Source organism: Streptomyces xanthochromogenes (assembly GCF_014650455.1).
GTDB classification, from domain to species: Bacteria; Actinomycetota; Actinomycetes; order Streptomycetales; family Streptomycetaceae; genus Streptomyces; species Streptomyces xanthochromogenes.
Window position 1 is genome coordinate 566,289 of record NZ_BMUZ01000005.1, and the last position, 22,107, is coordinate 588,395.

The window sequence follows — 22,107 nt, forward strand, 5'->3', positions numbered from 1 at the left end:
TCACCCCGACGGGCGGCGTATCCAGGCGTCCAGGGCGGGGCCCTGTGGGGGCGGGGTGGTGAGGGGCGACCGGGTCCAGCCCCAGGCGGCGCAGGCCGCCGCCGCCGCGGTGTTCGTGGTGGCGACCAGGGCGGTGAGCAGGTCGGCCTCCTGGCGCTCCAGGAGGCGTTCCTGGAGGCGGGTCGCGATGCCGGTGCGACGGCGGTTCGGCAGCACCATGAGTTCGGCGAGCGCGAACACCCGGTCGGCGGTGGCCAGTTCCTCGATGCCGTCGGTCGAGGCACCGCGGAAGCCGTGCCACCACTCGCCCTCGCGCCCGGGCGGGTAGCCGTAGGCGCAGCCCACCAGGAACGGATCGCCCGCGATGATCATGTCGAAGCCGGGGCGCTGCACGTCCTCGGCGAAGCGGCGCAGGAACCCGCTCCGCCCCAGGGGCTCGACGCCCGGCACATCGTCGTACGCCGCCGTGTACAAGTCCGCGACGGATTCCCTCTGCTGCTCGGCCTGCCATCGGGACAGCCGCCGCAAGAACACCTCTGTCATCGCAACAGCGTGGCAGGTCACGGCGGTTGGAGGAAGGTGCACGGAGAGTGCGGGCCCCTCGGTGACGAGCCGGACGCGCTGGGTACCGAAGTCCGCCGCCCCGGCCGCACGGGCGTACCCTCCCCGACGCCCGGGCCGGACGCCGCCCGGCAGGGTGCAGGCCCCGGGAACAGGGGCCTGCGCACCCTGATGCAAAACGGCAGATGCGAGCCATAATCTCGTACATGACTCATAAACGCGTGGCCGAGCGGCACATTGCGGTAGTGGGTGCGGTGGACCGGCCCGTCGAGCTGAGCGTGGCCGAACTGCGGGAGCGGTGGCCGCAGCGGACCGCGGCCGTCACCTTCGACTGCGCGACCAGCGGGCCACGTGCCCACACCTTCACGGGCCCCCTGCTGCGCGAGGTGATCACCGAGGCGGGCCCCGGCTTCGACCCGGCCCGCCGCAAGGACCGCTCCCGCTTCCTCCTGGAGATCACCGGCGAGGACGGCCACGCGACGGTGCTGTCCTGGGCCGAGATCGACCCGGACTTCGGCGACTCGCCGGTGCTGCTCGCCACGACCCTGGACGGCAACCGACTGGACGGCGTGGGCGCCCAGTTGGTGGTGCCGTCCGACCGTTGCGGGGCGCGGTACATCAGCGGGATCACCCAGGTGCGGCTGCGCGCCTGCGGCGGGGTCGCGGGGGATCAGCTCGCGTACGGGGACGGCGGGGCGATCGGCAGACCCGTGTAGTTCTCGGCGAGCTCGGCCGCCGCGTGCCGGGAGTGGGCGATGCGGTCGAGCTGCGAGAGCTGCAGCCGGGTCTGGAAGGGGGTCTGCGCCGGGGCCGTGTGCAGCAGCTCGGTCATCGTGTACGAGAAGTGCTCGGCCCGCCAGACCCGGCGCAGACAGGTCGCGGAGTACGCGTCGAGGCGCTCGGTCGAACCGGTGACATGCTGCTGGACGAGCGCCCGGGACAGCTCGACGACATCGGCGACGGCCAGGTTCAGCCCCTTGGCGCCGGTCGGCGGCACGATGTGCGCGGCGTCCCCGGCCAGCAGGAGCCGCCCGTACCGCATCGGCTCCATCACCCAACTCCGCATGGGCAGAACGGACTTGGCGGTGACGGGGCCGCGGCCGAGCCGCCAGCCGGGGTCGGCGTCGGTGGCCAGACGGGCGTCCAGCTCGTCCCAGACCCGGGCGTCGGGCCAGTCCACGGGGTCGGTTCCGTTGGGCACCTGGAGGTAGAGCCGGCTGACCTCGGCCGACCGCATGCCGGCGAGGGCGAAGCCGCGGGTGGAGTGCGCGTAGATCAACTCGCGGTACACGGGCGGGGCTTGGGCCATGACGGCGAGCCAGGAGTAGGGGTACGCCCGCTCGTACGTGGTGCGGAGCGTGGCGGGGACGGCGGCGCGGGACACTCCGTGGGAGCCGTCGCAGCCGATGACGTAGTCACAGCTGAGGCCGGCGATGGGGCGGGATTCCTCCCGGCCGGGGCCACGGGGGCCGGGGCGTCGGTAGTGGATGCGGGCGTGGCTCGCGTCCGAGCCCGGGTCCACCCCCGCCACCTCCACCACCTCGGCGTCGAACAGCAGCGGGGGACCGTCGGCCAGCTGCCGGGCCACCAGGTCCTTCACCACCTCGCTCTGCGCGTAGACCAGCACGCGGCGGCCGTCCGCGAGGGACGGGAAGTCGATGCGGTGGGAGCGGCGGTCGTAGCGGAGCTCGATGCCGTCGTGCGGCAGGCCCTCGCGGTCCATGCGTTCGCCCACGCCGGCGGCCCGCAGCACGTCGACGGTGCCCTGTTCGAGGATGCCGGCCCGCTGGCGCTGCTCGATGTACGCGCGGTCGCGGCTCTCCAGGACCACGCAGTCGATCCCGGCATTGTGCAGCAGCCGGGCGAGCAGGAGCCCGGCCGGGCCGGCCCCGATGATGCCGACGGTGGTGCGGGCGGGGGCGGCGGCGTCCTGGTCAGCGCTGGGCATGCCGGGCGTCCTCCCCGTCGGAGTGGCCCTCGTACTCGGCGATCGCCCGTTCCGCCACGGCGAAGGCGGAGTTGGCGGCGGGCACCGAGCAGTACACGGCGCACTGGAGCAGCACCTCGGCGATCTCGTCGGGGCTCAGACCGCCGCGGAGCGCGCCCTTCACGTGCAGGGCCAGCTCGTCCTTGTGGCCGCCCGCGACCAGGGCGGTGAGCGTGATGACGCTGCGGGTACGGCGGTCCAGGGTGGCCCGGCCCTCGGCCCGGCCCGGGCCGCCCGTCGCGGCCTCGCCCCAGATCTCGCCCCAGGCGTAGCGGGTGATGAAGTCCTGGAAGCGGGCGGTGAAGGGCGTCGTGCGGGCCTGGGCGCGGTCCACGTGGGCGTCGCCGAGCACGGCGCGGCGGGCCGCCTCGCCGGACTGGCGCAGGGGGTCCGGGTGGGTGCGGGCGAGGTGCTGGAGCAGGGCGTCGGTCACGGCACGTGGCTGCTCCACGTTGGCGAGGTGTCCGGCGCGGGGCAGCTCGACGAGCTGGGCGTCGCGGATGCCGTCGACGAGTTCGCGGGCGTGCGGGGGCGGGGTGGCGGTGTCGTCGCGGCCCGCGAGCACGAGGGTGGGGGCGGTGATGCGGGCGAGGTCGGGACGCAGGTCGAGCCCGGCGAGGATCTCGCAGCAGACGGCGTACGCCTCCGGGTCCACGCGGTGGTGGTCGGCGAGGAGCTGGGCGGGGGCCGGGAAGCCGGGGGTGAACCAGCGCTTCGGTGCGCTGTCGGCGACCGCCCCGATCCCGTTCGCCCGCACGGCCCCGGCCCGCTCGGCCCAGGGCTGGTGCGGTCCGAAGTGGGCGGAGGTGCAGAGCAGGGCGAGGGAGGCGACGCGCTCGGGGTGGTGTGCGGCCAGCCACGTGCCGACGGCTCCGCCGAGGGACACCCCGGCGAAGGCGAACCGTCCGACGCCGAGCGCGTCGAGCCGCGCGAGAAGCAGCTCGCCCAGCGCCTCGATGCGGGCGGCCCCCGGAGCCCGCGCCGGGGCCGGGGCAGCTCCGTGCCCCGGCAGGTCCCAGGTGATGACTTCGAAACGGGCTGTCAGGGCGGGGAGTTGGGGTTCCCAGAGCGCCTGGGTCGTGCCGAGGGAGGGGGCGAGTACGAGGTGGGGCCGTGGCATGAAGGTCCTTGGGACGGGGCGGCCCGTGCTCCCGCCCGTTCGGCGGGGTCGGGCGGGCCGAGGCACTGGGGGCGGGTGGAACACCCTGGGCGGGTACGGGCGGAGCACTCCGGCGGGGAGCACAGCGCACAGACTCCTTCGGACCCTGCCGAGGGGGCCCTGCTGAGGGGCGCGGCCCCTCGGGGGTCCGGGCGCGGCCGCGGGGCCGGTCAGTGTCCGAAGGACAGGAACACCGTCTCCCCCTCCCCCTGTAGTCGCACGTCGAAGCGGAACACCCCCGCCCCCTCCCTGCGGGCCAGCAGCGTCTCGGCACGCTCGGCCGCCAGCGCCGTCAACTCCCGCTCCCCGCCGAGCCCTTCGACGTAGGCCCGCGTGAAGAGATGGCGGGACAGGCCCCGGGCGAACAGGCAGATCGACAGGTAGGGGGCGGCCGGCGGCGGGGGCAGGGTGCGGAGCGTCCAGTGGCCGTCCGCGCCCGTCGGGACCCGGCCGAAGCCCGTGAAGCCGAACGCGTCGCGGGGAAGGAGGCCGCCCGATGCGGGGTCCCGGCGCCAAGAGCCGGGGCGGCCCGCGAGGGAGCCGTCCGGTGCGGCCTGCCAGAACTCCAGGAGCGCGTCCGGCACCGGCTCGCCGGCGCCGTCGTACACGTACCCGTGCACGGTGATCGCGGCCGGATCACCGGCCGGCGCGACCTCCCCGCCGCCGGGAAAGGGCAGGGCGTACCCGTAGAAGGGACCCACGGTCTGGGTCGGGGTGGGAGTCGGGACGGGGTCGGTCACGGCGTCGCCTCCGGGTCGGGCAGGGTCGCGGCCGGACCGTCGAGCACGATGTCCCAGTGGTAGCCCAACGACCAGTCCTGGACCGAGAGTTCGGGGTCGTAGGCCGCCACCAGGCGGTCCCGTTCCGCCGCGTCGGTCACGGTGTGCAGGATCGGGTCGTACGCCAGGAGCGGGTCGCCCGGGAAGTACATCTGGGTGACCAGGCGCTGGGTGAAGGCGCGGCCGAAGAGCGAGAAGTGGATGTGCGCGGGGCGCCACGCGTTCTCGTGGTTGCCCCACGGGTAGGCGCCCGGCCGGATCGTGGTGAACGCGTACCGTCCCTCCGCGTCCGTCAGGCACCGGCCCGTACCGGTGAAGTTCGGGTCCAGGGGGGCCGGGTGCTGGTCGCGCCGGTGGGCGTAGCGCCCGGAGGCGTTCGCCTGCCAGATCTCGACGAGCTGGCCCCGGACCGGCCGGCCCGCGCGGTCGAGGACGCGGCCGGACACGGTGATGCGTTCGCCGTGCGGCTCCCCCACGTGGTGCCGGGTCAAGTCCGCGTCCAGTGCGCTCACTTCGGTGACGCCGAAGACCGGACCGTACAGCTCGACCGCCTCCGGGTCACCGCCGACGGCCAGCGGCGCCCGCGTCGGTACCCGCAACGCGCCACTGCGGTACGGGTCCACGACCCTGCCCGGGGTCCTTTCGTCCACCACCACATCCGTCATCGTCCTGTCACCTCTCCCACTCCCTCTCCTCCTTCTTCTGTGCCGGCCGCCACCGGCACGCGCACCGGCGCACCCGTCCGCGCGCGGACCTCCTCCGCATCGACCCCCGGCGCCGTCTCGACCAGGACGAAGCCGTCGTCGGGGTCGACGTCGAGCACCGCCAGGTCGGTGACGACCCGGTGCACACAGGCCCGTCCGGTGAGCGGCAGGGTGCAGCGCTCGACGAGTTTGGGGGTGCCGTCCTTCGCGGTGTGCTCGGTCAGCACGAGGACCCGGCGCACCCCGTGCACGAGGTCCATCGCACCGCCCATCCCCCTCACCAGACGCCCCGGAACAGCCCAGTTGGCGAGGTCACCGCCCGCCGAGACCTGCATCGCGCCGAGGATCGCGGTGTCGACGTGGCCGCCGCGGATCATCCCGAACGACAGCGCGGAGTCGAAGAACGCGGCGCCCGGCCGTACGGTCACCGTCTCCTTGCCCGCGTTGACGAGGTCCGGGTCCACGTCCTCCTCCCGGGGGTACGGTCCGACGCCGAGAATGCCGTTCTCCGAGTGGAGCACCACATCCACGCCCGGCGGTAGATGGCCCGGCACCAGGGTGGGCAGACCGATGCCGAGGTTCACGCAGCTGCCGTCGGCCAGTTCGGCCGCGGCCCGCGCCGCCATCTCGTCCCGTGTCCAGCCGCTCACCGGCCCACCTCCCCCGTGTCGCCCCTTCGCACGGTCCGCTTCTCGATTCCCTTGTCGGCGGCCTGGGTCGGCGTCAACGGCACGACCCGCTGCACGAACACGCCGGGCACGTGCACCGCGTCCGGGTCCAACTCGCCCGGCTCCACGAGGTGTTCGACTTCGGCCACCGTGGTCCGTCCGGCCATCGCCGACAGCGGGTTGAAGTTGCGGGCCGCGCGCCGGAAGACCAGGTTTCCGTGCCGGTCGCCCTTCCAGGCCCGTACGAGGGCGAAGTCCGTGGTGATGCCGTGTTCCAGGACGTGCCCGCGTCCGCCGAACTCCCGTGTCTCCTTGGGCGCCGAGGCCACGGCCACTTGGCCGTCGGGCCCGTACCGCAGCGCAAGCCCGCCCTCGGCGACCTGGGTGCCGACGCCCGCCGGCGTGTAGAACGCGGGGATGCCGCAGCCTCCGGCGCGCAGCCGCTCGGCGAGCGTGCCCTGCGGGACGAGCTCCACCTCCAGCTCGCCGGCCAGGTACTGGCGGGCGAACTCCTTGTTGGTGCCGATGTACGAGCCGGTCACCCGGGCGATGCGACCGGCCGCGAGCAGGATGCCGAGGCCGCCGCCGTCCACCCCGCAGTTGTTGGACACCACGCTCAACGCGGTGGCGCCCTGCGCGTACAGGGCGGCTATCAGCACGTTCGGCACGCCGCTGAGGCCGAAGCCGCCGACCGCGAGGGAGGCCTCGTCCGGGATGTCGGCCACCGCGTCCGCCGGGGCCCCTACGACTTTGTCCATGGAAAGCTCACGCCCGCTCTCGGCGCCGGGCCGCCGGCCGGGGGCCGAAGACGCCAGGCTCTCGCCAGTTGTTCGCCAGATGAACTAAGGTTCAGAATCGTGTCGGCCCGAGTCTGCGTTCTGCGGGCCCACGCGTCAACACCCCCGCGAACCAGCCACGTGCCTCAACAGGCCGTATCCGGAGGCCAGATGAGCACCGCCCCCGCCGAAGCCGTCGGTCCGCTGATGCGTGGGGTCGCCGTGCTGCGCGCGCTCAGCGACGCGGACGGGCGGACCGGCCTCGGCGACCTCGTCCGGGCGACGGGCCTGGCCCGCTCCACCGTCGACCGGATCGCGGCGACCCTGGCGCGCATGGGATACGTACGCCTCGACGGGCCCGTCGTGACCCTGGCCCCGCGCCTGATGGAACTCGCCAACGCCTACCTGGGCGCGCTGGGCCTGCCCGCGCTCCTCGGCCCGCTCGCCGTCCAACTCGCCGAAGAACTGGACGAGTCGGTGTCGCTCGCGGTCCCCGACGGCGACGGCATCCGCTTCGTCCACCAGAGCACCCGGCGCCGCGCGATGTCGCTGACCTTCCGCATCGGGGACCTGCTGCCCGCCGAACGCACCGCGCCGGGGCCGCTGTTCGCCGCGCACTGGACGCCCGGGCAGTGGACGTCCTGGCGCGAGCGGCGCGCCGCCGACCCCGAGGGGCTCGGCTTTCCCGGCGTCCCTGCGGGCACGGGCGACCACTTCGAGGAGCGGGTCGACCGGGCCCGTGCCGCGGGCTCGGCCGTCGACGACCAGCTCATCGAGCCCGGCCTCATCGCGGTGGCCGTGCCGCTCCGCGACCCGGCGGGCGTCCCGCTCTGCGCCCTCAGCGTCGTCAGCCACACCAGCCGCCACAGCGCCGAATCCCTGCGCGAGGCCGTCCTGCCCCGGCTGCGCGCGGCCGCCGCCGCCATGGAGGCCGAGCTCGCCCGCCCCGCCGAAGCGCCACGGGCCGCCCACACCGCCGGCCGGGGCGCCGGGGCCGCCCACGCCGCAGCGGCCCCCACCACCCCGGCCGCGGCACCGGCGCCGTCCGGTCTCGCCGCCTGGACCTCCGCCTCCAAGCAGGAACTCGGCGCCGAGTTCGTCGAGTCGCTGGCCCGCGGGCTCACCGTCCTCACCGCGTTCGGGCCCGGCCGGGCCGAGCTGCCCCTCAGCGCCGTCGCCGAGGCCACCGGGCTGCCCCGGGCCACCGCCCGGCGCGCCCTGATCACCCTGGACCACCTGGGTCTGGTCGCCACCGGGGGCCGCGCCTTCCGGCCCACCCCCCGCGTCCTGGCGCTCGGCTGCCCGCCCCTGTCCCGCACGACGCTCTCCGACATCGCGGCACCGCACCTGGCCGCGCTGGTGCGCACCGCGCACGACTCGGCCTCGCTCGCCGTGCTCGATGGAGACGCCATCCAGTACACGGCCCGGGTCGCCACCACCCGGATCATGAGCGTCAACATCACCCTGGGCACCCGCCTCCCCGCGTACGCCGCCGCGATGGGCCGGGTCCTGCTCGCCGACCTGCCCGCAGCGGAGCGCGCGCAACGGCTCGGCCGTACGGCACTGGCGGCGCTCACCCCGCGCACGGTCACCTCACCGGCGGTACTGGCCGGGCTCCTCGACGAGGTGGCCGAGCAGGGGTACGCGGTGGTCGACGAGGAGCTGGAGGAGGGGCTCCGCTCCCTCGCGGTCCCGGTGCGGGACGCCGCGGGGCGGGCGGTCGCCGCGGTGAACGTGGCCATGCACACGACACGGCGCACCCTGGCCGAGTGCCGCGCCGACCTGCTGCCCGAGCTGCGCGCCACGGCCGCGGCCATCGAGGCCGACCTGCACGTGGTGAACCGCTTCTGCCGCGCCTCGGCCACCTGATCGGCACCCACGCCCACCAGCACTGGAGCATCGGGTTGGGAAGCGGCACGCGTTTGTCACCTCGACTCCCCGCCCTCTCCCTCTAATCGGTTAATTCAGGGGAAGGCGGACATGTTCATGACCCCGGTCGGGGATACAGGGCAAGTCCGCTGCCCAGCTGGCCAGCTGTCCCCCTGACACACACCGGAGTACGCCACGTGGAGACCACAGACGCCGTGTGGAGCTGCCCCTTCGACTACGCCGATGCGCTCGAATTCGACCCCCAGCTCCAGCGGATGCTGGCCGAGGAGCCGGTCGCCCGGATTCGGATGGCGTACGGCGAGGGCGAGGCATGGCTCGTCACCCGGTACGAGGACGTGCGGACGGTGACGACCGACCGCAGGTTCAGCCGTAGCGCCGTCATCGGCCGCGACTTCCCGCGGATGACCCCCGAGCCCATCGTGCAGGCCGAATCCATCAACCTCATGGACCCGCCCGCCAGCAGCCGCCTGCGCAGCCTCGTCGCGAAGAGCTTCGCCGCGAAGCACGTGGCACGGATGCGCGAGCGCACCCAGAAGAAGGTCGACGAGCTGCTCGCCACCATGGCCGAGCACGGCTCGCCCGCCGACTTCGTCGAGCACGTCGCCGCCCCGCTGCCCCTCGTCACCATCTGCGAGGTCCTCGCCATCCCCGACGGCGAGCGGGACTGGCTGCGCGCCCACGCGCTGACCATGATGAACATCGGCGCCGCCGGGCGTGAGGCGGCCGTCCTCGCCAAGGCCGAGCTGCGCGCCTACTTCACCGACCTCACCGCGGCCCGCCGCCGGTCCCCCGGCGACGACCTGATCTCCACCCTCGCCACCGCCCGCGACGGCGACGAACTCCTCGACGACCAGGAGCTCGCCGTGATGGCGATGGTCCTGCTCATCACCGGGCAGGACACCACCACCTACGAGCTCGGGAACATCGCGTACACGCTCCTGACCAGGCCGGACATCATCGATGACCTGCGTGTGCGCCCGGACCGCTTCCCGGCCGTCCTCGACGAGCTGCTCCGCTTCATCCCGTTCCGCAAGGGCGTCGGCATCCCGCGCGTCGCCACCGAGGACGTCGAGCTGAGCGGGGTGCTGATCCGGGCCGGCGACATCGTCCACGTCTCCTACCTCACCGCCAACCGGGACACCCGCAAGTTCGACCGGCCCCACGAGGTCGACCTCGACCGGGGATCGGTTCCGCACATGACGTTCGGCTGGGGCGCCCACCACTGCCTCGGCGCCCCGCTCGCCCAGATGGAACTGGAGGTGGCGTTCACCTCCCTGCTGACCCGCTTCCCGGGTCTGCGGCTCGCCGGTGACCCCGGCGACGTGCCGTGGAACACCCACTCCATCTGGCGCCACCCGCTCAGCCTTCCGGTCGCCTGGTGACCAACACCCCATCATCGAAGGGAAGTTAAATGGCCACCTTGTGCCGACCGGCGGTCGCGGTACCCGACCACGTCATCACCCAGGAACAGACCCTGGCGCTCGCCCGCGAGACCCATGCCGGGCATCCGCAGCGCGATCTGGTCCTCAGACTCATCGAGAACACCGGCGTCAAGACCCGCCACCTCGTCCAGCCCCTCGAAGAGACCCTGGCCCACCCGGGGTTCGAGAAGCGCAACCAGGTGTACGAGGCCGAGGCGAAGAAGCGGGTGCCCGAGGTGGTGCGCCGCGCCCTCGCCCACGGCGAGGTCGAGGCCGCCGACATCGACATGATCGTCTACGTGTCGTGCACGGGCTTCATGATGCCCTCGCTGACCGCCTGGCTGATCAACACGATGGGCTTCCGCTCCGACACCCGGCAGCTGCCCATCGCCCAGCTCGGCTGTGCGGCCGGCGGCGCCGCGATCAACCGCGCGCACGACTTCATCACGGCCTACCCGGGCTCCAACGTGCTGATCGTGTCGTGCGAGTTCTGCTCGCTGCTCTACCAGCCGACCGACATCGGCGTGGGCTCGCTGCTGTCCAACGGCCTGTTCGGGGACGCCCTTTCGGCCGCGGTCGTCCGTGGCGAGGGCGGGGTCGGCATGCGGATCGAGCGCAACGGCTCGCACCTGGTGCCGGACACCGAGAACTGGATCTCGTACGCCGTGCGCGAGACGGGCTTCCACTTCCAGCTCGACAAGCGGGTCCCGGGCACGATGGAGATGCTCGCCCCCGCCCTCAAGACCCTGGTCGCACAGCACAGTTGGGAGGTCGGCGGGCTCGACTTCTACATCGTGCACGCGGGCGGCCCCCGCATCCTCGACGACCTGTGCCACTTCCTCGACCTCGGCCCGGACATGTTCCGCTTCAGCCGCAACACCCTCACCGAACGGGGCAACATCGCGAGTTCGGTCGTCTTCGACGCGCTCGCCCGGCTCTTCGACGAGGGCGGCATGACCGACGGCGCCCGCGGCCTGATCGCGGGCTTCGGCCCGGGCATCACCGCGGAGATCGGGGTGGGCAGCTGGAACGCGGGCCCGCACCTGGACGAGGAACTCACCGCCATGGCGGCCCGCGTCTGAAGGGCCCCTGCTTGTGGGCCCGTCGGGGCCCGGCACGACCGATCGGCTACTCGTTGACCAGCACGGGAATGGAGAGCACCGCGCTGGTCGGCGTGCCGGTCAGGGCCTTCGGGCCGACCTCGAAGTCGATGCCGGCCCCCTCGGCGGTCGGAGTGTGGCCGCCCTTGTGCTCGTCGTGGCCCTCCTCGGCGTACTGGAACGAGCCGGTGCCGAGCAGCTTCCCGTCCGCGTCGTAGTAGGCGGCGCGCAGCTCAAGCGCGATCAGCTCGCTGACGTCCGAGGTGACGGCGAGGTGCCCGGTGACGGCCGATCCGGCACCGAGGGCGCCGCCGGTCACCTTGACCCGGTCCGTGAACGGGCCCTGTTCCAGGCGCACTTCACCCCGGGCGAGCTTCTGGTACGCGGCGGGGGCGGCGGCCCGCTCGGGCGCCGCGAAGCTCACCGAGGGGACGGGGGCCGGAGCGTCTTCGGCCCGGTCGTCCGGGGCTCCGCCGGACCCGCCGCCGCAGGCGGTCAGCAGGGCGAGGGCGAGAGCGGCCAGGACGGCCGGGGCGGCGGTGCGGCTCATGGCGGGGGACTCCTGCGGAGTAGTACGAGGGGGCCGGGGGCGGGTGCCCCCGGCCCCTGGCCTGCGGGAGGCGGGACGGCCCGGGCGGGCCGAGCCGGGACGAGCCCGGGCGGCCGGCTCAGCCGGGGCGGCCGACCGCGCGACGGCCGGCCGCGCGGGGTGGCCGACCGTCAGCCGCGCGGGGTGCGGCCGAACAGCGAGCCGTACATCTTGCCGTACAGATCGGTGTTCAGCTGGCTGGCGGCGAAGCGGTCCGCACCGGGACCGTAGGCGAAGATCGGCACATCGGCGCCGGTGTGGTTGCCCGAGAGGTACGTCAGCCACAGGCTCGCCTCGGGGCTGCCGTCCTTGACGCCCTTGGGGTCGTCGGGGGTGCGGAAGGTCGCCGGGGCGAAGTTCTTCGCGTCGCCCGCGCCCGCGCCGTTGGCGATGCCGGTCGAGCGGGCCGGGTCCTTTGCGCCCGAAGTGGCGCGCGAGGGAAGGGAGTTGTTGGCCGGGTTGCCGGCGTCCGTGTTCGACGGGGGCGCCACCGACTCGGCGTTGGTGTACGTGCCCTTCTCGATGATGTTGAAGCCCGCGCACTCGTGGTCCGCGGTGACGACGACCAGGGTGTGACCGTCGCGCTTCGCGAAGTCGGTGGCCGCCTTGACCGCGTCGTCGAACGCCTTGACCTCGGCGAGCGTCTGGGCCGCGTCGTTGGCGTGCGAGCGCTTGTCGATCTGGGCGCCCTCGACCTGGAGGAAGAAGCCCTTCCTGGAGCGGCCGTCGAGCAGGTCGATGGACTTCTTCGCCATCTCGGCGAGCGTCGGCTCCTGCTTCTGCGGGGCGCCGGCGGGCAGGGCCGCCTTCGCCTGCTCGACCGTCAGGTTGCCCCGGTTGAAGAGGCCCACGACCTTCTTGCCGCGCACCTTGTCGAGGTCGGCCTTGGTCGCGGCCTTCTGCGAAGCGGCGGTCTGCGCGGGCAGCTTCGGGTCGCCGAAGGAGCCGAGCACCTGGTAGCCCTGCTTCTGGAGGGCCTGCTGGTCGTCCGGCTCGAAGCGGGCGAGGCCGCCGCCGAGGACCACGTCGGCGGTGCCGTTGCGGGCGATCTGCTCGGCGATCGGGGTGATCAGCGTCTTGTCGGCGGGCGCCTTCTCGTAGCTGCCGTCGGCGTTCTTCGGCAGGCAGGCCGCGTCCGAGTAGGTCGGGCCCTGGCAGCCGCGGAGCAGCGCGTGGCTGAACTGGGCGGCGGGCGTGGCGTCGGTGATCTCGGCCGTCGAGACGTTGCCGGTGGCGAAGCCGGCCGCCTTGGCCTGCTCCATCAGCGTGACGCGCCGCTTCTCGTAACTGTCCACGCCGATCGCGGCGTTGTACGTCTTGACGCCCGAGGCCCAGGCGGTGGCGGCGCTCGCCGAGTCCGTCACCAGGGCGGGCTGGTCGCTGCCCTTCTCCACGGCGTACGTGGCGACCGCGCCGGTGTAGGGCAGGCGCTCCATGTTGAGCTTGCCCTGGGCGCCGTAGAAGCGCTCGCGGCCGGCCGTGACGTGGGTGCGCCCCATGCCGTCGCCGAGCAGGTAGATGACGTTGCGTATCTCACGGTTGCCGTGCTCGCCGTGACTGCCGTGCTGGGGCTGGGAGTTGGCGGTGACGGCCGAGCCGGCGGCGACCGCGGAGGCCGCCGCGACGACCGCGAGCACCTTCATTGCCTTCTGTCTCATGGCGGCGAAGCTATGAGTCGCATGTGAACGGACCGGGAGGTTCAGGCGGCCGCGAGGCGAACGCCTTTACCTTCCGCATAACTTTTCCGCCCCGGCACTTTGCCCTTTGCGGACGTTCCCCTTACCCGGGGCCCCGGTCCCGCGGTCCGCGGGAGGGGCCCCTCGGCGGCTGGGCCTATCCGTAGGACAGGTTGGAGCAGATGTTGTCGTCGGCCGAGCGGGCCTTGTCGGCGACGGCCGACGGGACCGCGGCGGGGGCGCTGGACGCGGCGTCCGCGCCGCCCGCGCCGTCCGCCTTGTACTGCGTGCCGACGATGACGTTCAGGCCCGGTGTCTTCGCCTGGCGCAGCAGGGCGCCGGGGAAGTGCGTGGCGAGCGTCTTGGCCTTGGCCTCGTCGTTCGCCCCGTACTCGATGACCGTGTGCGTGTAGTCCTGGGAGGCGGCCGTGGTGGCGCCGGTGACGGTGAAGCCCGCGGACTTCAGCGACTCGGCGACCTGGGCCGCGAGGCCCTTGGTGACGGTGCCGTTGTAGACGGCCACGCTGATGCCCTTGCCGGAGGCGGGCGCGGGGGCCGCCGCCGACGGGCTCGGGGAGGCGGACTCACTCTTGCCCGCGGCGTTCTGCCCGTCGACGGTGCGGTCCGCGCGCAGCGCCGCGAACAGGGCGTCGGCCTCCGGCTTGACCACGGCGACGCGGGCACCCTCGTAACGCCAGGGCAGGGTCACGAACTTGGTGTTGTGCAGGTCGATGTCCTTCATCGACATCGCGAACGAGATCAGCTTGCTCGGCGAGCCGAGGCCCGAGTCGACGGTCATCGACTTGGTGGCCGCGTTGGCGAGCGGCAGCAGCGTCGTCGGGTCGAGGCCCTTGCCCTTGACCTTCTTGATCAGGCTGCCGATGAAGGCCTGCTGGCGCTGGATGCGGCCGATGTCGGAGCCGTCGCCGATGCCGTGCCGGATGCGCACGTAGTCGAGCGCCTTCTGGCCGGAGACGCTCTGCGGGCCCTTGGCGAAGACCAGACCGCCCCTGTGGCCGAGGTTCGGGTTGAGGTCGCCCTGGTAGACGTTGCCGGGCACGCACACGTCGACGCCGCCGACCGCCTCGGTCATCCTCGCGAAGCCCGCGAAGTCCATGACCATGGTGTGGTCCACGCGCAGCCCGGTCAGCTTCTCGACGGTGTTCTGGGTGCAGGCGGGGTTCCCCTGAACCGTTTCTCCCACCTCGAACGCCGAGTTGAACATCACATTGTGCTTCTCCTTGGTCCAGCTGCCGCTCGGCAGCTTGCACGACGGTATGTCGACCAGCGAGTCACGCGGTATCGAGACGGCGACGGCGTGCTTCTGGTCCGAGTAAACGTGCAGCAGGAGCGCGGTGTCCGAGCGGCCGATGTCGCCCTTGCCGTGGCCGTACTGGGCGTTGTCGCCCGAGCGGGTGTCGGAGCCGATGATCAGGACGTTGGAGCCCTTGGTCGAGGCGGCGGGGCGGTCGGCGGAGATGCCGCCGTCGTCGAAGGTCTTGATGTTGCCGTTCAGCTGGAAGTAGATCCAGCCGCCGCCGGCCACCGCGAGGACGACGACCGACAGGCCGGTGACCCCTGCGATGCGGGCACGGCTGCGCTTGTCGCGGCGCTGCGGTGCGGCCGAACCGCCACCCTCACGCCTGCCTGCCGCACCCGCTTTGTGGCTCCCGGCCATCGGACCCCTCATCCCTCATTCGCGCCTCTTCTGTAGAGGAGACGGTGAGTCGCACCCTCTGGTTGTACAGTTGCGCAATGTAGCAAGTCTCATTGAGAGCCAGCAGCCCCGGCCGAACCAAGAATTCGGCCGGACGAAACGGCTGCAGGACGCGAACGAGGAAGGACGGCGGGATGTTCCTGCGCAATGGTCTTGAACCGTGGCATCTGCTGATCGTGGCCGTAGTACTGATCCTGCTGTTCGGTTCCAAGAAGCTGCCCGACACGGCACGCGCGCTGGGCAAGTCCCTGCGCATCCTCAAGAGCGAGACCAAGGCGATGCGCGAGGACGACACCGAGCCGGCCCCCGCCGCCGCCCCGGCCCCGCAGGTCGTCACCCCGGCCCCGGCGACGGTGCACACCGCCGCCGACCGCACCCAGGCGGACGCCCCCGCGCGCCCCGCCCCGTAATCCCGCACGCCGTACGCTCGGCAGGCATGGAGCAGCTGCCGACGTACGACGACGTGGTCCGCGCGCACGAGCGGATCGCCCCGCAGGCCCACCGCACCCCGGTCCTGACCTCCCGGCTCACCGACGCCGAGCTCGGTCTGAGCCTCTTCCTCAAGTGCGAGAACCTCCAGCGGATGGGGGCGTTCAAGTTCCGCGGCGCCTACAACGCGCTGTCCCTGTTCGACGCGGACCAGCGCCGCGCGGGCGTGGTCGCCTACTCCTCCGGCAACCACGCCCAGGCCGTCGCGCTCGCCGCCTCGCTGCTCGGCATCCCGGCGACCATCGTCATGCCGCACGACGCGCCCGCGGCGAAGCTGGCCGCGACCAAGGGGTACGGGGCCGAGGTCGTCCCGTACGACCGCTGGAGCGAGGACCGCGAGGAGATCGGCCGGGCCCTCGCCGAGGAGCGCGGCCTGACGCTGGTCCCGCCGTACGACCACCCCCACGTGATGGCGGGCCAGGGCACCGCGGCCAAGGAACTCTTCGAGGAGACCGGCCACCTGGACGCCCTGTTCGTGCCGCTCGGCGGCGGCGGGCTCCTGTCCGGCAGCCTGCTCGCGGCAGGCGCCCTGGCGCCGTCGTGCGCGGTGTACGGGGTCGAGCCGGAGGCGGGCGACGACGGGCGCCGGTCGCTGCGCGCGGGCGAGATCGTGCACATCGACACCCCGGCGACCATCGCGGACGGCGCCCAGACGCAGCACCTCGGCATCCACCCCTTCCCGCTGATCCGCGACCTCGTGACCGACATCGTCACCGCCTCGGACGCCCAACTGGTCGACTCCATGCGCCTGTTGGCCTCCCGGATGAAGATCGTCGCCGAGCCGACGGGCTGTCTGGGCCTGGCCGCCGCCCGGGAACTCGCGGAGGGGTACCGGGGGCGGCGCGTCGGCGTGATCGTCAGCGGCGGCAACGTGGACATGGCCCGGTTCGCGGCGCTCCTTTCCGGGTGACGCCGGCGGGTGCGGGCCGGAGGTTGTCCACAGGCTGAGGGGGACGCGCACGGGATGTGGGCGCTTCGGCGCATGATGGGGGCATGAGCGACATGAACGAGATGCCGGAGTGGGAGAAGCGGTTCAGGGCGCCCCGGGTGGGGCTCCCCGACTGGGCAGAGGACGCCCCGGACCGCTCGCTGTTCGTGTCGAACGCGACGGGGACGTACGAGCTGTACGCCTGGGACCGGGCGACGGGCAGCCAGCGCCGGGCCACGGACCGGCCCAACGGCACGACGGACGGCGTGCTGACGCCCGACGGCGAATGGATCTGGTGGTTCGACGACACCGACGGCGACGAGTTCGGCGTCTGGCGCCGCCAGCCGTTCGGCGGTGGGGCGGACGAGACGGCCGTGCCCGGGCTCGACCCGTCCTACCCGGGCGGTCTCGCGCTCGGCCGGGACGGCACCGCGGTGGTCGGCCGCTCCACCGACGAGGACGGCTCCACGATCCACGTCGTGGGCCCCGGCTCGGCCCCGGTCGAGATCTACCGGCACCGCGAGTCCGCGGGCGTCGGCGACCTCTCGCACGACGGGACGCTGATCGCCGTCGAGCACACCGAGCACGGCGACGCGATGCACTCCGCGCTGCGCGTGGTTCGGCCCGACGGCTCGACGGTGGCCGAGCTCGACGACACCAAGGGCGGCACGGAGGAACTGGGCCTGGAAGTGCTCGGGTTCGCGCCGCTCGCGGGCGACACCCGGCTGCTCGTCGCCCACCAGCGGCGCGGGCGCTGGGAGCCGATGATCTGGGACGTGGCCTCCGGCGAGGAGAGCGATCTCGCGCTCGACCTGCCGGGTGACGTCTCCGCCGAGTGGTACCCGGACGGCTCGGGCCTGCTCGTCGTCCACAGCTTCGAGGCCCGCAGCGGTCTGTTCCGCTTCGACCTCGCCACCCGCTCGCTGATCGAGATCGAGACCCCGGCCGGTTCGGTCTCCGGGGCCACGGCCCGGCCCGACGGCACGGTGGAGTACCTGTGGTCGTCCGCGGCGAGCCCCTCCGAGGTGCGCTCCACGACGGGCGAGGTCGTGCTCGACCCGCCCGGGTTCAAGGCGCCGGGTTCGGTGCCGGTGGAGGACGCCTGGGTGGAGGGCCCCGGCGGCCGCATCCACGCGCTGGTGCAGCGTCCCGCGGGGGAGGGGCCCTTCCCCACCCTGTTCGAGATCCACGGCGGTCCGACCTGGCACGACAGCGACGCGTTCGCCTCCGGCCCGGCGGCCTGGATCGACCACGGCTTCGCGGTGGTCCGGGTCAACTACCGCGGCTCCACCGGATACGGGCGGGCGTGGACGGACGCGCTCAAGCACCGGGTGGGGCTCATCGAGCTGGAGGACATCGCGGCGGTCCGCGACTGGGCGGTCTCCTCGGGCCTGGCCGACCCCGCGCGGCTCGTCCTCGCGGGCGGCTCCTGGGGCGGCTACCTCACCCTGCTCGGCCTCGGCACCCAGCCGGACGCGTGGGCGCTCGGGCTCGCGGCGGTGCCGGTCGCGGACTACGTCACGGCGTACCACGACGAGATGGAGGCGCTGAAGGCGATGGACCGGACGCTGCTCGGCGGCACGCCGGAGGAGGTGCCGGACCGCTTCCGCGCGTCCTCGCCGCTGACGTACGTCGACGCCGTGACGGCGCCGGTCTACATCTCGGCGGGGGTCAATGATCCGCGCTGCCCGATCCGGCAGGTCGAGAACTATGTGGACCGGCTGGTCGAGCGGGGGGCCACGCACGAGGTGTACCGGTACGACGCGGGGCACGGGTCGCTCGTGGTCGAGGAGCGCATCAAGCAGGTACGCCTCGAACTCGACTTCGCCGCGCGCCACTTGCCGAAATAACCCCCTGGGGCTGCGCCCCGGGCCCGGGGGTTTGCCCACCCTCCCCCAAGCTCTTAATGAGCAGGGGGACCCCCATCCCGTTGCCCGGGGTTGGTTGGGTTCCGGCCCCTGGGGCTGCGCCCCAGACCCCGGGGGGTTTGCCCTCCCTCCCGCCCGTGCGGCGGGTTGGACCGGCTGAGCCCTGGGGCTCCGCCCCAGACCCCGGGGGGGGTTCACCCACCCACCCGCCCGTGCAGCGCGTTGAAGGGTTCAGCTCCCTGGGGCTGCGCCCCAGACCCCCTGAGGGGCTGCGCCCCTCGAACCCCCGCAAGGGGCTCCGCCCCCTGCACTCCCGTTCGGGGCTCCGCCCCGGACCCCATTCGCGCCTGAACGGCGCTCGTCCTCAAACTCCCCCAAGGCCTCAAGGGCCAGGGGGGACCCCCATGACAGGCTGAGGTTGCCCGGTGCTGGCCCGCACCGGGCATTTAGGGGCGCGGGGAACTGCGCGACCAGCCACGCACGGCCCGCAGCCGAAAACGGGTTTTGGGGGCGCGAGGAACTGCGCGAGAAGCGACCACAGCCCGCAGCCGACGACGGGCTTCGGGGGGCGCGGGGAACTGCGCGAACGGCCCCCGCGGACCCCAGCCGAATGGACGCCCCAGCCCCTGCGGCGGCTGAGGAGCGGACCCGGGGGCGCAGCCCGCGAAAGAGGGGCCGGGGCGGGAGCCACGAGGGGGTCGGGGCGGGAGCCACGGGGTACTTGCGGGCACCCCGGAGCCCAGCCCCCCGGCAGGATTCCGTACCGTGGGGGTGTGTACCGGTTCCTGCTCACACCCCGCTGGTGGGGAATCCACGTCTTCGTCCTGCTCGCCATCCCCGTGTGCGTCTTCATGGGCTCCTGGCAGCTGGGCCGCTTCGAGGACCGCGTACAGTCCCACGACGCCGCCGAGAAGGCACCAGACCCCGCCACGCAGAAGGCCGAGCCCCTCGCCTCGCTGCTCCCCGTGGACCAGCGCACCTCCGGCCGCCCGGCCGCCGCGCACGGCCGGTACGCCGAGCAGTTCCTGGTGCCAGGCCGCGAGGTCGACGGCAAGTCGGGCAGCTACGTCCTGAGCCTGCTGCGCACCGACGCCGGCAAGGCCCTGCCCGTCGTGCGGGGCTGGATTCCGCAGGGCGCCAAGGCCCCGGCCGCGCCCGCCGGCGAGGTCGGCGTCACCGGCATATTGCAGGCCTCGGAGAACGCCGGTTCCGACGGGGTGCACGCGCAGGGCGGGCTCCCCCGGGGCCAGGTCGGGATGATCAGCGCGGCGGCCCTCGTCAACCTCGTGCCGTACCAGGTGTACGACGCCTGGGTGACGCTGCCGCACGCCGATGCCGGGATGACTGCGGTGCCTGCCAGCGCCCCCCAGAACAGCGGGCTCGACCTGAAGGCGTTCCAGAACCTCGGCTACACCGGTGAGTGGTTCGTCTTCGCCGGGTTCGTCGTCTTCATGTGGTTCCGGCTCGTCCGGCGCGAGGCAGAGGCCCTGGAGGACGCCGAGCTCGGGCTCTCCCCGGAGGACGGGGCCGAGGCCAGGACCGGGACCCCGGGCTCCTTGGAAGGTACGTCCCTGCCCGGTTAGGGCAGCGGCACCCGGTCGGGGCTACGGCGTCGCAGACGCCGGCGCACCCGCGTCCAGGACGCCCGTCTTGTAGATCGTCCCGGCGCACGCGTTCGGGATCTTCGCCTCCGCCGACGGCGCGCCCGGCTCGGCGACGTGGGTCACCGCCACCGTGCCGTCCGCCGTACCGGCCGGGGCGCCCCCGTCCGCGGCGAGTCGGCTGGTCTGGCCGGTGCCGCCCGCCGTGGGGGCGACGACCCCGCTGTTGCTGCCGGAGCTGACGTTGGACGGCGTCGGGTCGGGCGACGGGGTCGCCTTGGGACAGGTGTCGGACGGCACCCAGGCGAACCGCACCTCGTATGCCGCGGCCGGTGCGAGCACCAGGGTCTTCGCGTCCTGCGAGGGGTCGGGGAGCCCGGCGGCCGGATCGCCCGCCGCGTGCTCGACGACGGTGATCTTCGCCGGGTCGGCCGCGCCCTGCGCCTGCACGTCGAACTTGCCGACGCCGCCGATCGCACACTTCTTGGCGGAGGCGTTGACGATGCGGAAGGCGCCGTAGACCTTGCCGGACGCGTCGGGCTTGCCGACCTTCGCCGACTTCACGCTGAGCTCGGTCGCGTCGCACGTCGGCGAGTCCGCCTGCACGGGCCCGCCGCCCGGCGCGGTCATGCCGCCGGCGGTGCTGCCGGCCGCGCCCTTGCTGAGCGTCGGGGCGGGGCCGCTGCCGCCGGGCGTGCCGGGCGCGCTGCCGACGGTCGAGGGGCGGCTGCCGCCCTCCGTGCTGTCCACCGTGCCGGACGCCGTACCGGGAGCGGTGTGCGTCCGCTCGCCGTGCCCGGCGACGGCGGGCTGATCGTCCGTGCTGCTCCCGGTGTTGGCGACGTGCAGGAAGGCGGGCACCGCGGTGGCCACCAGGAGGGCCGCCGCCACCGAGCCGACGACGGCCTGCCGCTTGCGGGCACGCCGCACGGGCACCGCGGCCCGCAGATGTTCGAGCGCCCCCTCCGAGGGCTTCAGCTCGTCGACCGCACCGTGCAGGAGCCTGCGCAGGGCCTGTTCGTCGGCTGCCTGCGGGCTCCCCGGGGCGGATGGAGAGGTGAAGGGAGGGGTGCCGGTGCTGTTCTTTTCCGGCGATGTGTCCACGAATCCGTATCCAGTCAGGTCGTTCAGGTCGTTCCTGGGCCGCTGGTCCGGCCCGCTGCTGCCGTGTTCCCCGTATTCCCGACGTTCCCCGCGCACTCGGCGTGCTCCGTGTTCCCCCGGCCGCCCGTCGCCGTTCCTGCCGGAGCCGTTCCTGCCGGAGCCGTCCCTGTCGGGGCCGTTCCTGTCGGGGCCCTTCATGCCGGGGCCTCCATGGCGATGCGCAGCGCGGCTATGCCGCGCGAGCCGTACGCCTTCACCGATCCCAGGGATATGCCGAGCGTCTCGGCGACCTGGGCCTCGGTCATGTCCGCGAAGTACCGCAGCACGAGCACCTCGCGCTGGCGGCGCTGGAGCCCGCGCATCGCCTTGATCAGGGCGTCGCGTTCCAGCTGGTCGTACGCGCCCTCCTCGGCGCTCGCCATGTCGGGCATCGGCTTGGAGAGCAGCTTGAGCCCGAGGATGCGGCGGCGCAGCGCCGAGCGCGACAGGTTCACCACCGTCTGGCGGAGGTAGGCGAGCGTCTTCTCCGGCTCGCGCACCCGGCTGCGCGCCGAGTGCACCCGGATGAACGCCTCCTGCACGACGTCCTCGCAGGAGGCGGTGTCGTCCAGGAGCAGCGCGGCGAGACCCAGCAACGAGCGGTAGTGCGCGCGGTAGGTCTCGGTGAGGTGGTCAACGGTGGTGCCGGCCGCCATGACCTCGTCAGCGCTCTCGCGCGAGGGGGCCGTCTGGGACGGGACACGGGCGGGACGGGTGGCGGGCATGGGCGCGATCACCGGCATGCCACCGGGCGCGCCGAGCCGCCGTCGCGGGCGCACTGCCGTGCCGCCGCGCGCCGGTACCGCTCTGAAGTCGAGTACCTCTGCCACGCCTGTTGGACACGTTCCTCCCCGTCAGGGTTGTACGCGTACGACACTGTTTTTGGCGGTGCGACAAATACCCTCATCCGTACCCGCTCTTCCCCAATGCCCCGATTTTTACGGCACCTTGAGGGGCGACCGCATAGACGCTCCATGCCGTTCTGCGGTTGCAGGGACACGGAAATGAATCGTGTAACAAGGCATTGGTGCACTTCAAGTGGTACAGACCA

General features: G+C 73.1%; 20 protein-coding genes. 8 read left to right on the top strand and 12 right to left on the bottom strand.

The genetic code is table 11. The annotated features are described in order from the left end of the window. Complete coding sequence (locus tag IE267_RS16680) at positions 1-543, bottom strand: GNAT family N-acetyltransferase (protein ID WP_161244821.1); 543 nt, start codon at positions 541-543, stop codon at positions 1-3. Between the two features lie 224 nt (positions 544-767). Between IE267_RS16680 and IE267_RS16685 the strand changes: the two genes are divergently transcribed. After that, positions 768-1,277, top strand: a complete 510-nt coding sequence (locus IE267_RS16685; RefSeq protein ID WP_229861238.1) for a molybdopterin-dependent oxidoreductase — start codon at positions 768-770, stop codon at positions 1,275-1,277. Here the strand turns inward: IE267_RS16685 and IE267_RS16690 are convergent. The 6 genes from IE267_RS16690 to IE267_RS16715 form a co-directional block, all read right to left on the bottom strand. After that, positions 1,232-2,509, bottom strand: coding sequence for a 4-hydroxybenzoate 3-monooxygenase (locus IE267_RS16690; protein ID WP_189763729.1), 1,278 nt, complete (start codon positions 2,507-2,509; stop codon positions 1,232-1,234). The genes IE267_RS16685 and IE267_RS16690 overlap by 46 nt on opposite strands. After that, positions 2,496-3,668, bottom strand: coding sequence for a bifunctional 3-oxoadipate enol-lactonase/4-carboxymuconolactone decarboxylase PcaDC (gene pcaDC, locus IE267_RS16695; RefSeq protein WP_189763730.1), 1,173 nt, complete (start codon positions 3,666-3,668; stop codon positions 2,496-2,498). The genes IE267_RS16690 and pcaDC overlap by 14 nt, the downstream gene beginning before the upstream one ends. 209 nt (positions 3,669-3,877) lie before the next feature. Next, positions 3,878-4,447 carry a protocatechuate 3,4-dioxygenase subunit alpha gene (pcaG, locus tag IE267_RS16700; RefSeq protein WP_189763731.1) on the bottom strand — a complete coding sequence of 190 codons (570 nt, stop codon included), beginning with the start codon at positions 4,445-4,447 and terminating at the stop codon, positions 3,878-3,880. Beyond that, complete coding sequence (gene pcaH, locus IE267_RS16705; protein WP_189763732.1) at positions 4,444-5,151, bottom strand: protocatechuate 3,4-dioxygenase subunit beta; 708 nt, start codon at positions 5,149-5,151, stop codon at positions 4,444-4,446. Before pcaH ends, pcaG begins: the two co-directional genes overlap by 4 nt. Next, positions 5,148-5,816 (bottom strand): 3-oxoacid CoA-transferase subunit B, encoded by a 669-nt coding sequence (locus tag IE267_RS16710; RefSeq protein ID WP_167159768.1) that lies wholly within the window; start codon positions 5,814-5,816, stop codon positions 5,148-5,150. Before IE267_RS16710 ends, pcaH begins: the two co-directional genes overlap by 4 nt. Before the next feature lie 20 nt (positions 5,817-5,836). Further along, the gene (locus tag IE267_RS16715; RefSeq protein ID WP_167158843.1) at positions 5,837-6,616 is read right to left on the bottom strand and encodes a CoA transferase subunit A; all 780 of its coding nucleotides are present in this window, start codon (positions 6,614-6,616) and stop codon (positions 5,837-5,839) included. A 189-nt stretch (positions 6,617-6,805) separates the two neighbouring features. Between IE267_RS16715 and IE267_RS16720 the strand changes: the two genes are divergently transcribed. The 3 genes from IE267_RS16720 to IE267_RS16730 all read left to right on the top strand — a co-directional run bounded on the left by IE267_RS16720 (position 6,806) and on the right by IE267_RS16730 (position 11,027). Next, positions 6,806-8,503 (top strand): IclR family transcriptional regulator domain-containing protein, encoded by a 1,698-nt coding sequence (locus IE267_RS16720; protein ID WP_189763733.1) that lies wholly within the window; start codon positions 6,806-6,808, stop codon positions 8,501-8,503. Positions 8,504-8,700: 197 nt separating this feature from the next. Beyond that, positions 8,701-9,906 carry a cytochrome P450 gene (locus IE267_RS16725; protein ID WP_373300142.1) on the top strand — a complete coding sequence of 402 codons (1,206 nt, stop codon included), beginning with the start codon at positions 8,701-8,703 and terminating at the stop codon, positions 9,904-9,906. A 29-nt stretch (positions 9,907-9,935) separates the two neighbouring features. Then, the gene (locus tag IE267_RS16730) at positions 9,936-11,027 is read left to right on the top strand and encodes a type III polyketide synthase (RefSeq protein WP_167158839.1); all 1,092 of its coding nucleotides are present in this window, start codon (positions 9,936-9,938) and stop codon (positions 11,025-11,027) included. A 46-nt stretch (positions 11,028-11,073) separates the two neighbouring features. Here the strand turns inward: IE267_RS16730 and IE267_RS16735 are convergent, their stop codons facing one another. From IE267_RS16735 to IE267_RS16745, 3 genes are all read right to left on the bottom strand, one after another. Beyond that, positions 11,074-11,595, bottom strand: a complete 522-nt coding sequence (locus IE267_RS16735; RefSeq protein WP_189763734.1) for a hypothetical protein — start codon at positions 11,593-11,595, stop codon at positions 11,074-11,076. Between the two features lie 170 nt (positions 11,596-11,765). Further along, a complete protein-coding gene (locus IE267_RS16740) occupies positions 11,766-13,292 on the bottom strand; it encodes an alkaline phosphatase (RefSeq protein ID WP_205380407.1) in 1,527 nt (508 codons plus the stop codon). Positions 13,293-13,467: 175 nt separating this feature from the next. Further along, a complete protein-coding gene (locus IE267_RS16745; protein ID WP_167158834.1) occupies positions 13,468-14,988 on the bottom strand; it encodes an LCP family protein in 1,521 nt (506 codons plus the stop codon). A gap of 173 nt (positions 14,989-15,161) precedes the next feature. Here IE267_RS16745 and tatA point away from each other — a divergent pair, with 173 nt between their 5' ends. The 4 genes from tatA to IE267_RS16765 all read left to right on the top strand — a co-directional run bounded on the left by tatA (position 15,162) and on the right by IE267_RS16765 (position 19,895). Beyond that, on the top strand, positions 15,162-15,437 hold the full coding sequence (gene tatA, locus IE267_RS16750) for a Sec-independent protein translocase subunit TatA (protein ID WP_189763735.1): 276 nt from the start codon (positions 15,162-15,164) through the stop codon (positions 15,435-15,437). 26 nt (positions 15,438-15,463) lie between these two features. Further along, a complete protein-coding gene (locus IE267_RS16755) occupies positions 15,464-16,426 on the top strand; it encodes a threo-3-hydroxy-L-aspartate ammonia-lyase (RefSeq protein ID WP_189763736.1) in 963 nt (320 codons plus the stop codon). Between the two features lie 83 nt (positions 16,427-16,509). After that, positions 16,510-18,294 (top strand): S9 family peptidase, encoded by a 1,785-nt coding sequence (locus IE267_RS16760; protein ID WP_161256634.1) that lies wholly within the window; start codon positions 16,510-16,512, stop codon positions 18,292-18,294. 791 nt (positions 18,295-19,085) lie between these two features. After that, positions 19,086-19,895 (top strand): SURF1 family protein, encoded by an 810-nt coding sequence (locus IE267_RS16765; RefSeq protein ID WP_167158830.1) that lies wholly within the window; start codon positions 19,086-19,088, stop codon positions 19,893-19,895. A 21-nt stretch (positions 19,896-19,916) separates the two neighbouring features. On the opposite strand, the gene IE267_RS16770 is transcribed toward IE267_RS16765, so the two are convergent. Both IE267_RS16770 and IE267_RS16775 read right to left on the bottom strand, forming a co-directional pair. Beyond that, positions 19,917-21,113 (bottom strand): hypothetical protein, encoded by a 1,197-nt coding sequence (locus IE267_RS16770; protein ID WP_189763737.1) that lies wholly within the window; start codon positions 21,111-21,113, stop codon positions 19,917-19,919. A 98-nt stretch (positions 21,114-21,211) separates the two neighbouring features. Continuing rightward, positions 21,212-21,886, bottom strand: coding sequence for a SigE family RNA polymerase sigma factor (locus IE267_RS16775; protein WP_161248158.1), 675 nt, complete (start codon positions 21,884-21,886; stop codon positions 21,212-21,214). Positions 21,887-22,107: the final 221 nt, after the last annotated feature.

Bases quoted from the DNA above. Each gene is read 5' to 3' on its own strand.
- IE267_RS16680 (WP_161244821.1), bottom strand. From the start codon at position 543: ATGACAGAGGTGTTCTTGCGGCGGCTGTCCCGATGGCAGGCCGAGCAG.
- IE267_RS16685 (WP_229861238.1), top strand. From the start codon at position 768: ATGACTCATAAACGCGTGGCCGAGCGGCACATTGCGGTAGTGGGTGCG.
- IE267_RS16690 (WP_189763729.1), bottom strand. From the start codon at position 2,509: ATGCCCAGCGCTGACCAGGACGCCGCCGCCCCCGCCCGCACCACCGTC.
- pcaDC (WP_189763730.1), bottom strand. From the start codon at position 3,668: ATGCCACGGCCCCACCTCGTACTCGCCCCCTCCCTCGGCACGACCCAG.
- pcaH (WP_189763732.1), bottom strand. From the start codon at position 5,151: ATGACGGATGTGGTGGTGGACGAAAGGACCCCGGGCAGGGTCGTGGAC.
- IE267_RS16710 (WP_167159768.1), bottom strand. From the start codon at position 5,816: ATGGCGGCGCGGGCCGCGGCCGAACTGGCCGACGGCAGCTGCGTGAAC.
- IE267_RS16715 (WP_167158843.1), bottom strand. From the start codon at position 6,616: ATGGACAAAGTCGTAGGGGCCCCGGCGGACGCGGTGGCCGACATCCCG.
- IE267_RS16720 (WP_189763733.1), top strand. From the start codon at position 6,806: ATGAGCACCGCCCCCGCCGAAGCCGTCGGTCCGCTGATGCGTGGGGTC.
- IE267_RS16730 (WP_167158839.1), top strand. From the start codon at position 9,936: ATGGCCACCTTGTGCCGACCGGCGGTCGCGGTACCCGACCACGTCATC.
- IE267_RS16735 (WP_189763734.1), bottom strand. From the start codon at position 11,595: ATGAGCCGCACCGCCGCCCCGGCCGTCCTGGCCGCTCTCGCCCTCGCC.
- IE267_RS16740 (WP_205380407.1), bottom strand. From the start codon at position 13,292: ATGAGACAGAAGGCAATGAAGGTGCTCGCGGTCGTCGCGGCGGCCTCC.
- IE267_RS16745 (WP_167158834.1), bottom strand. From the start codon at position 14,988: ATGGCCGGGAGCCACAAAGCGGGTGCGGCAGGCAGGCGTGAGGGTGGC.
- tatA (WP_189763735.1), top strand. From the start codon at position 15,162: ATGTTCCTGCGCAATGGTCTTGAACCGTGGCATCTGCTGATCGTGGCC.
- IE267_RS16755 (WP_189763736.1), top strand. From the start codon at position 15,464: ATGGAGCAGCTGCCGACGTACGACGACGTGGTCCGCGCGCACGAGCGG.
- IE267_RS16760 (WP_161256634.1), top strand. From the start codon at position 16,510: ATGAGCGACATGAACGAGATGCCGGAGTGGGAGAAGCGGTTCAGGGCG.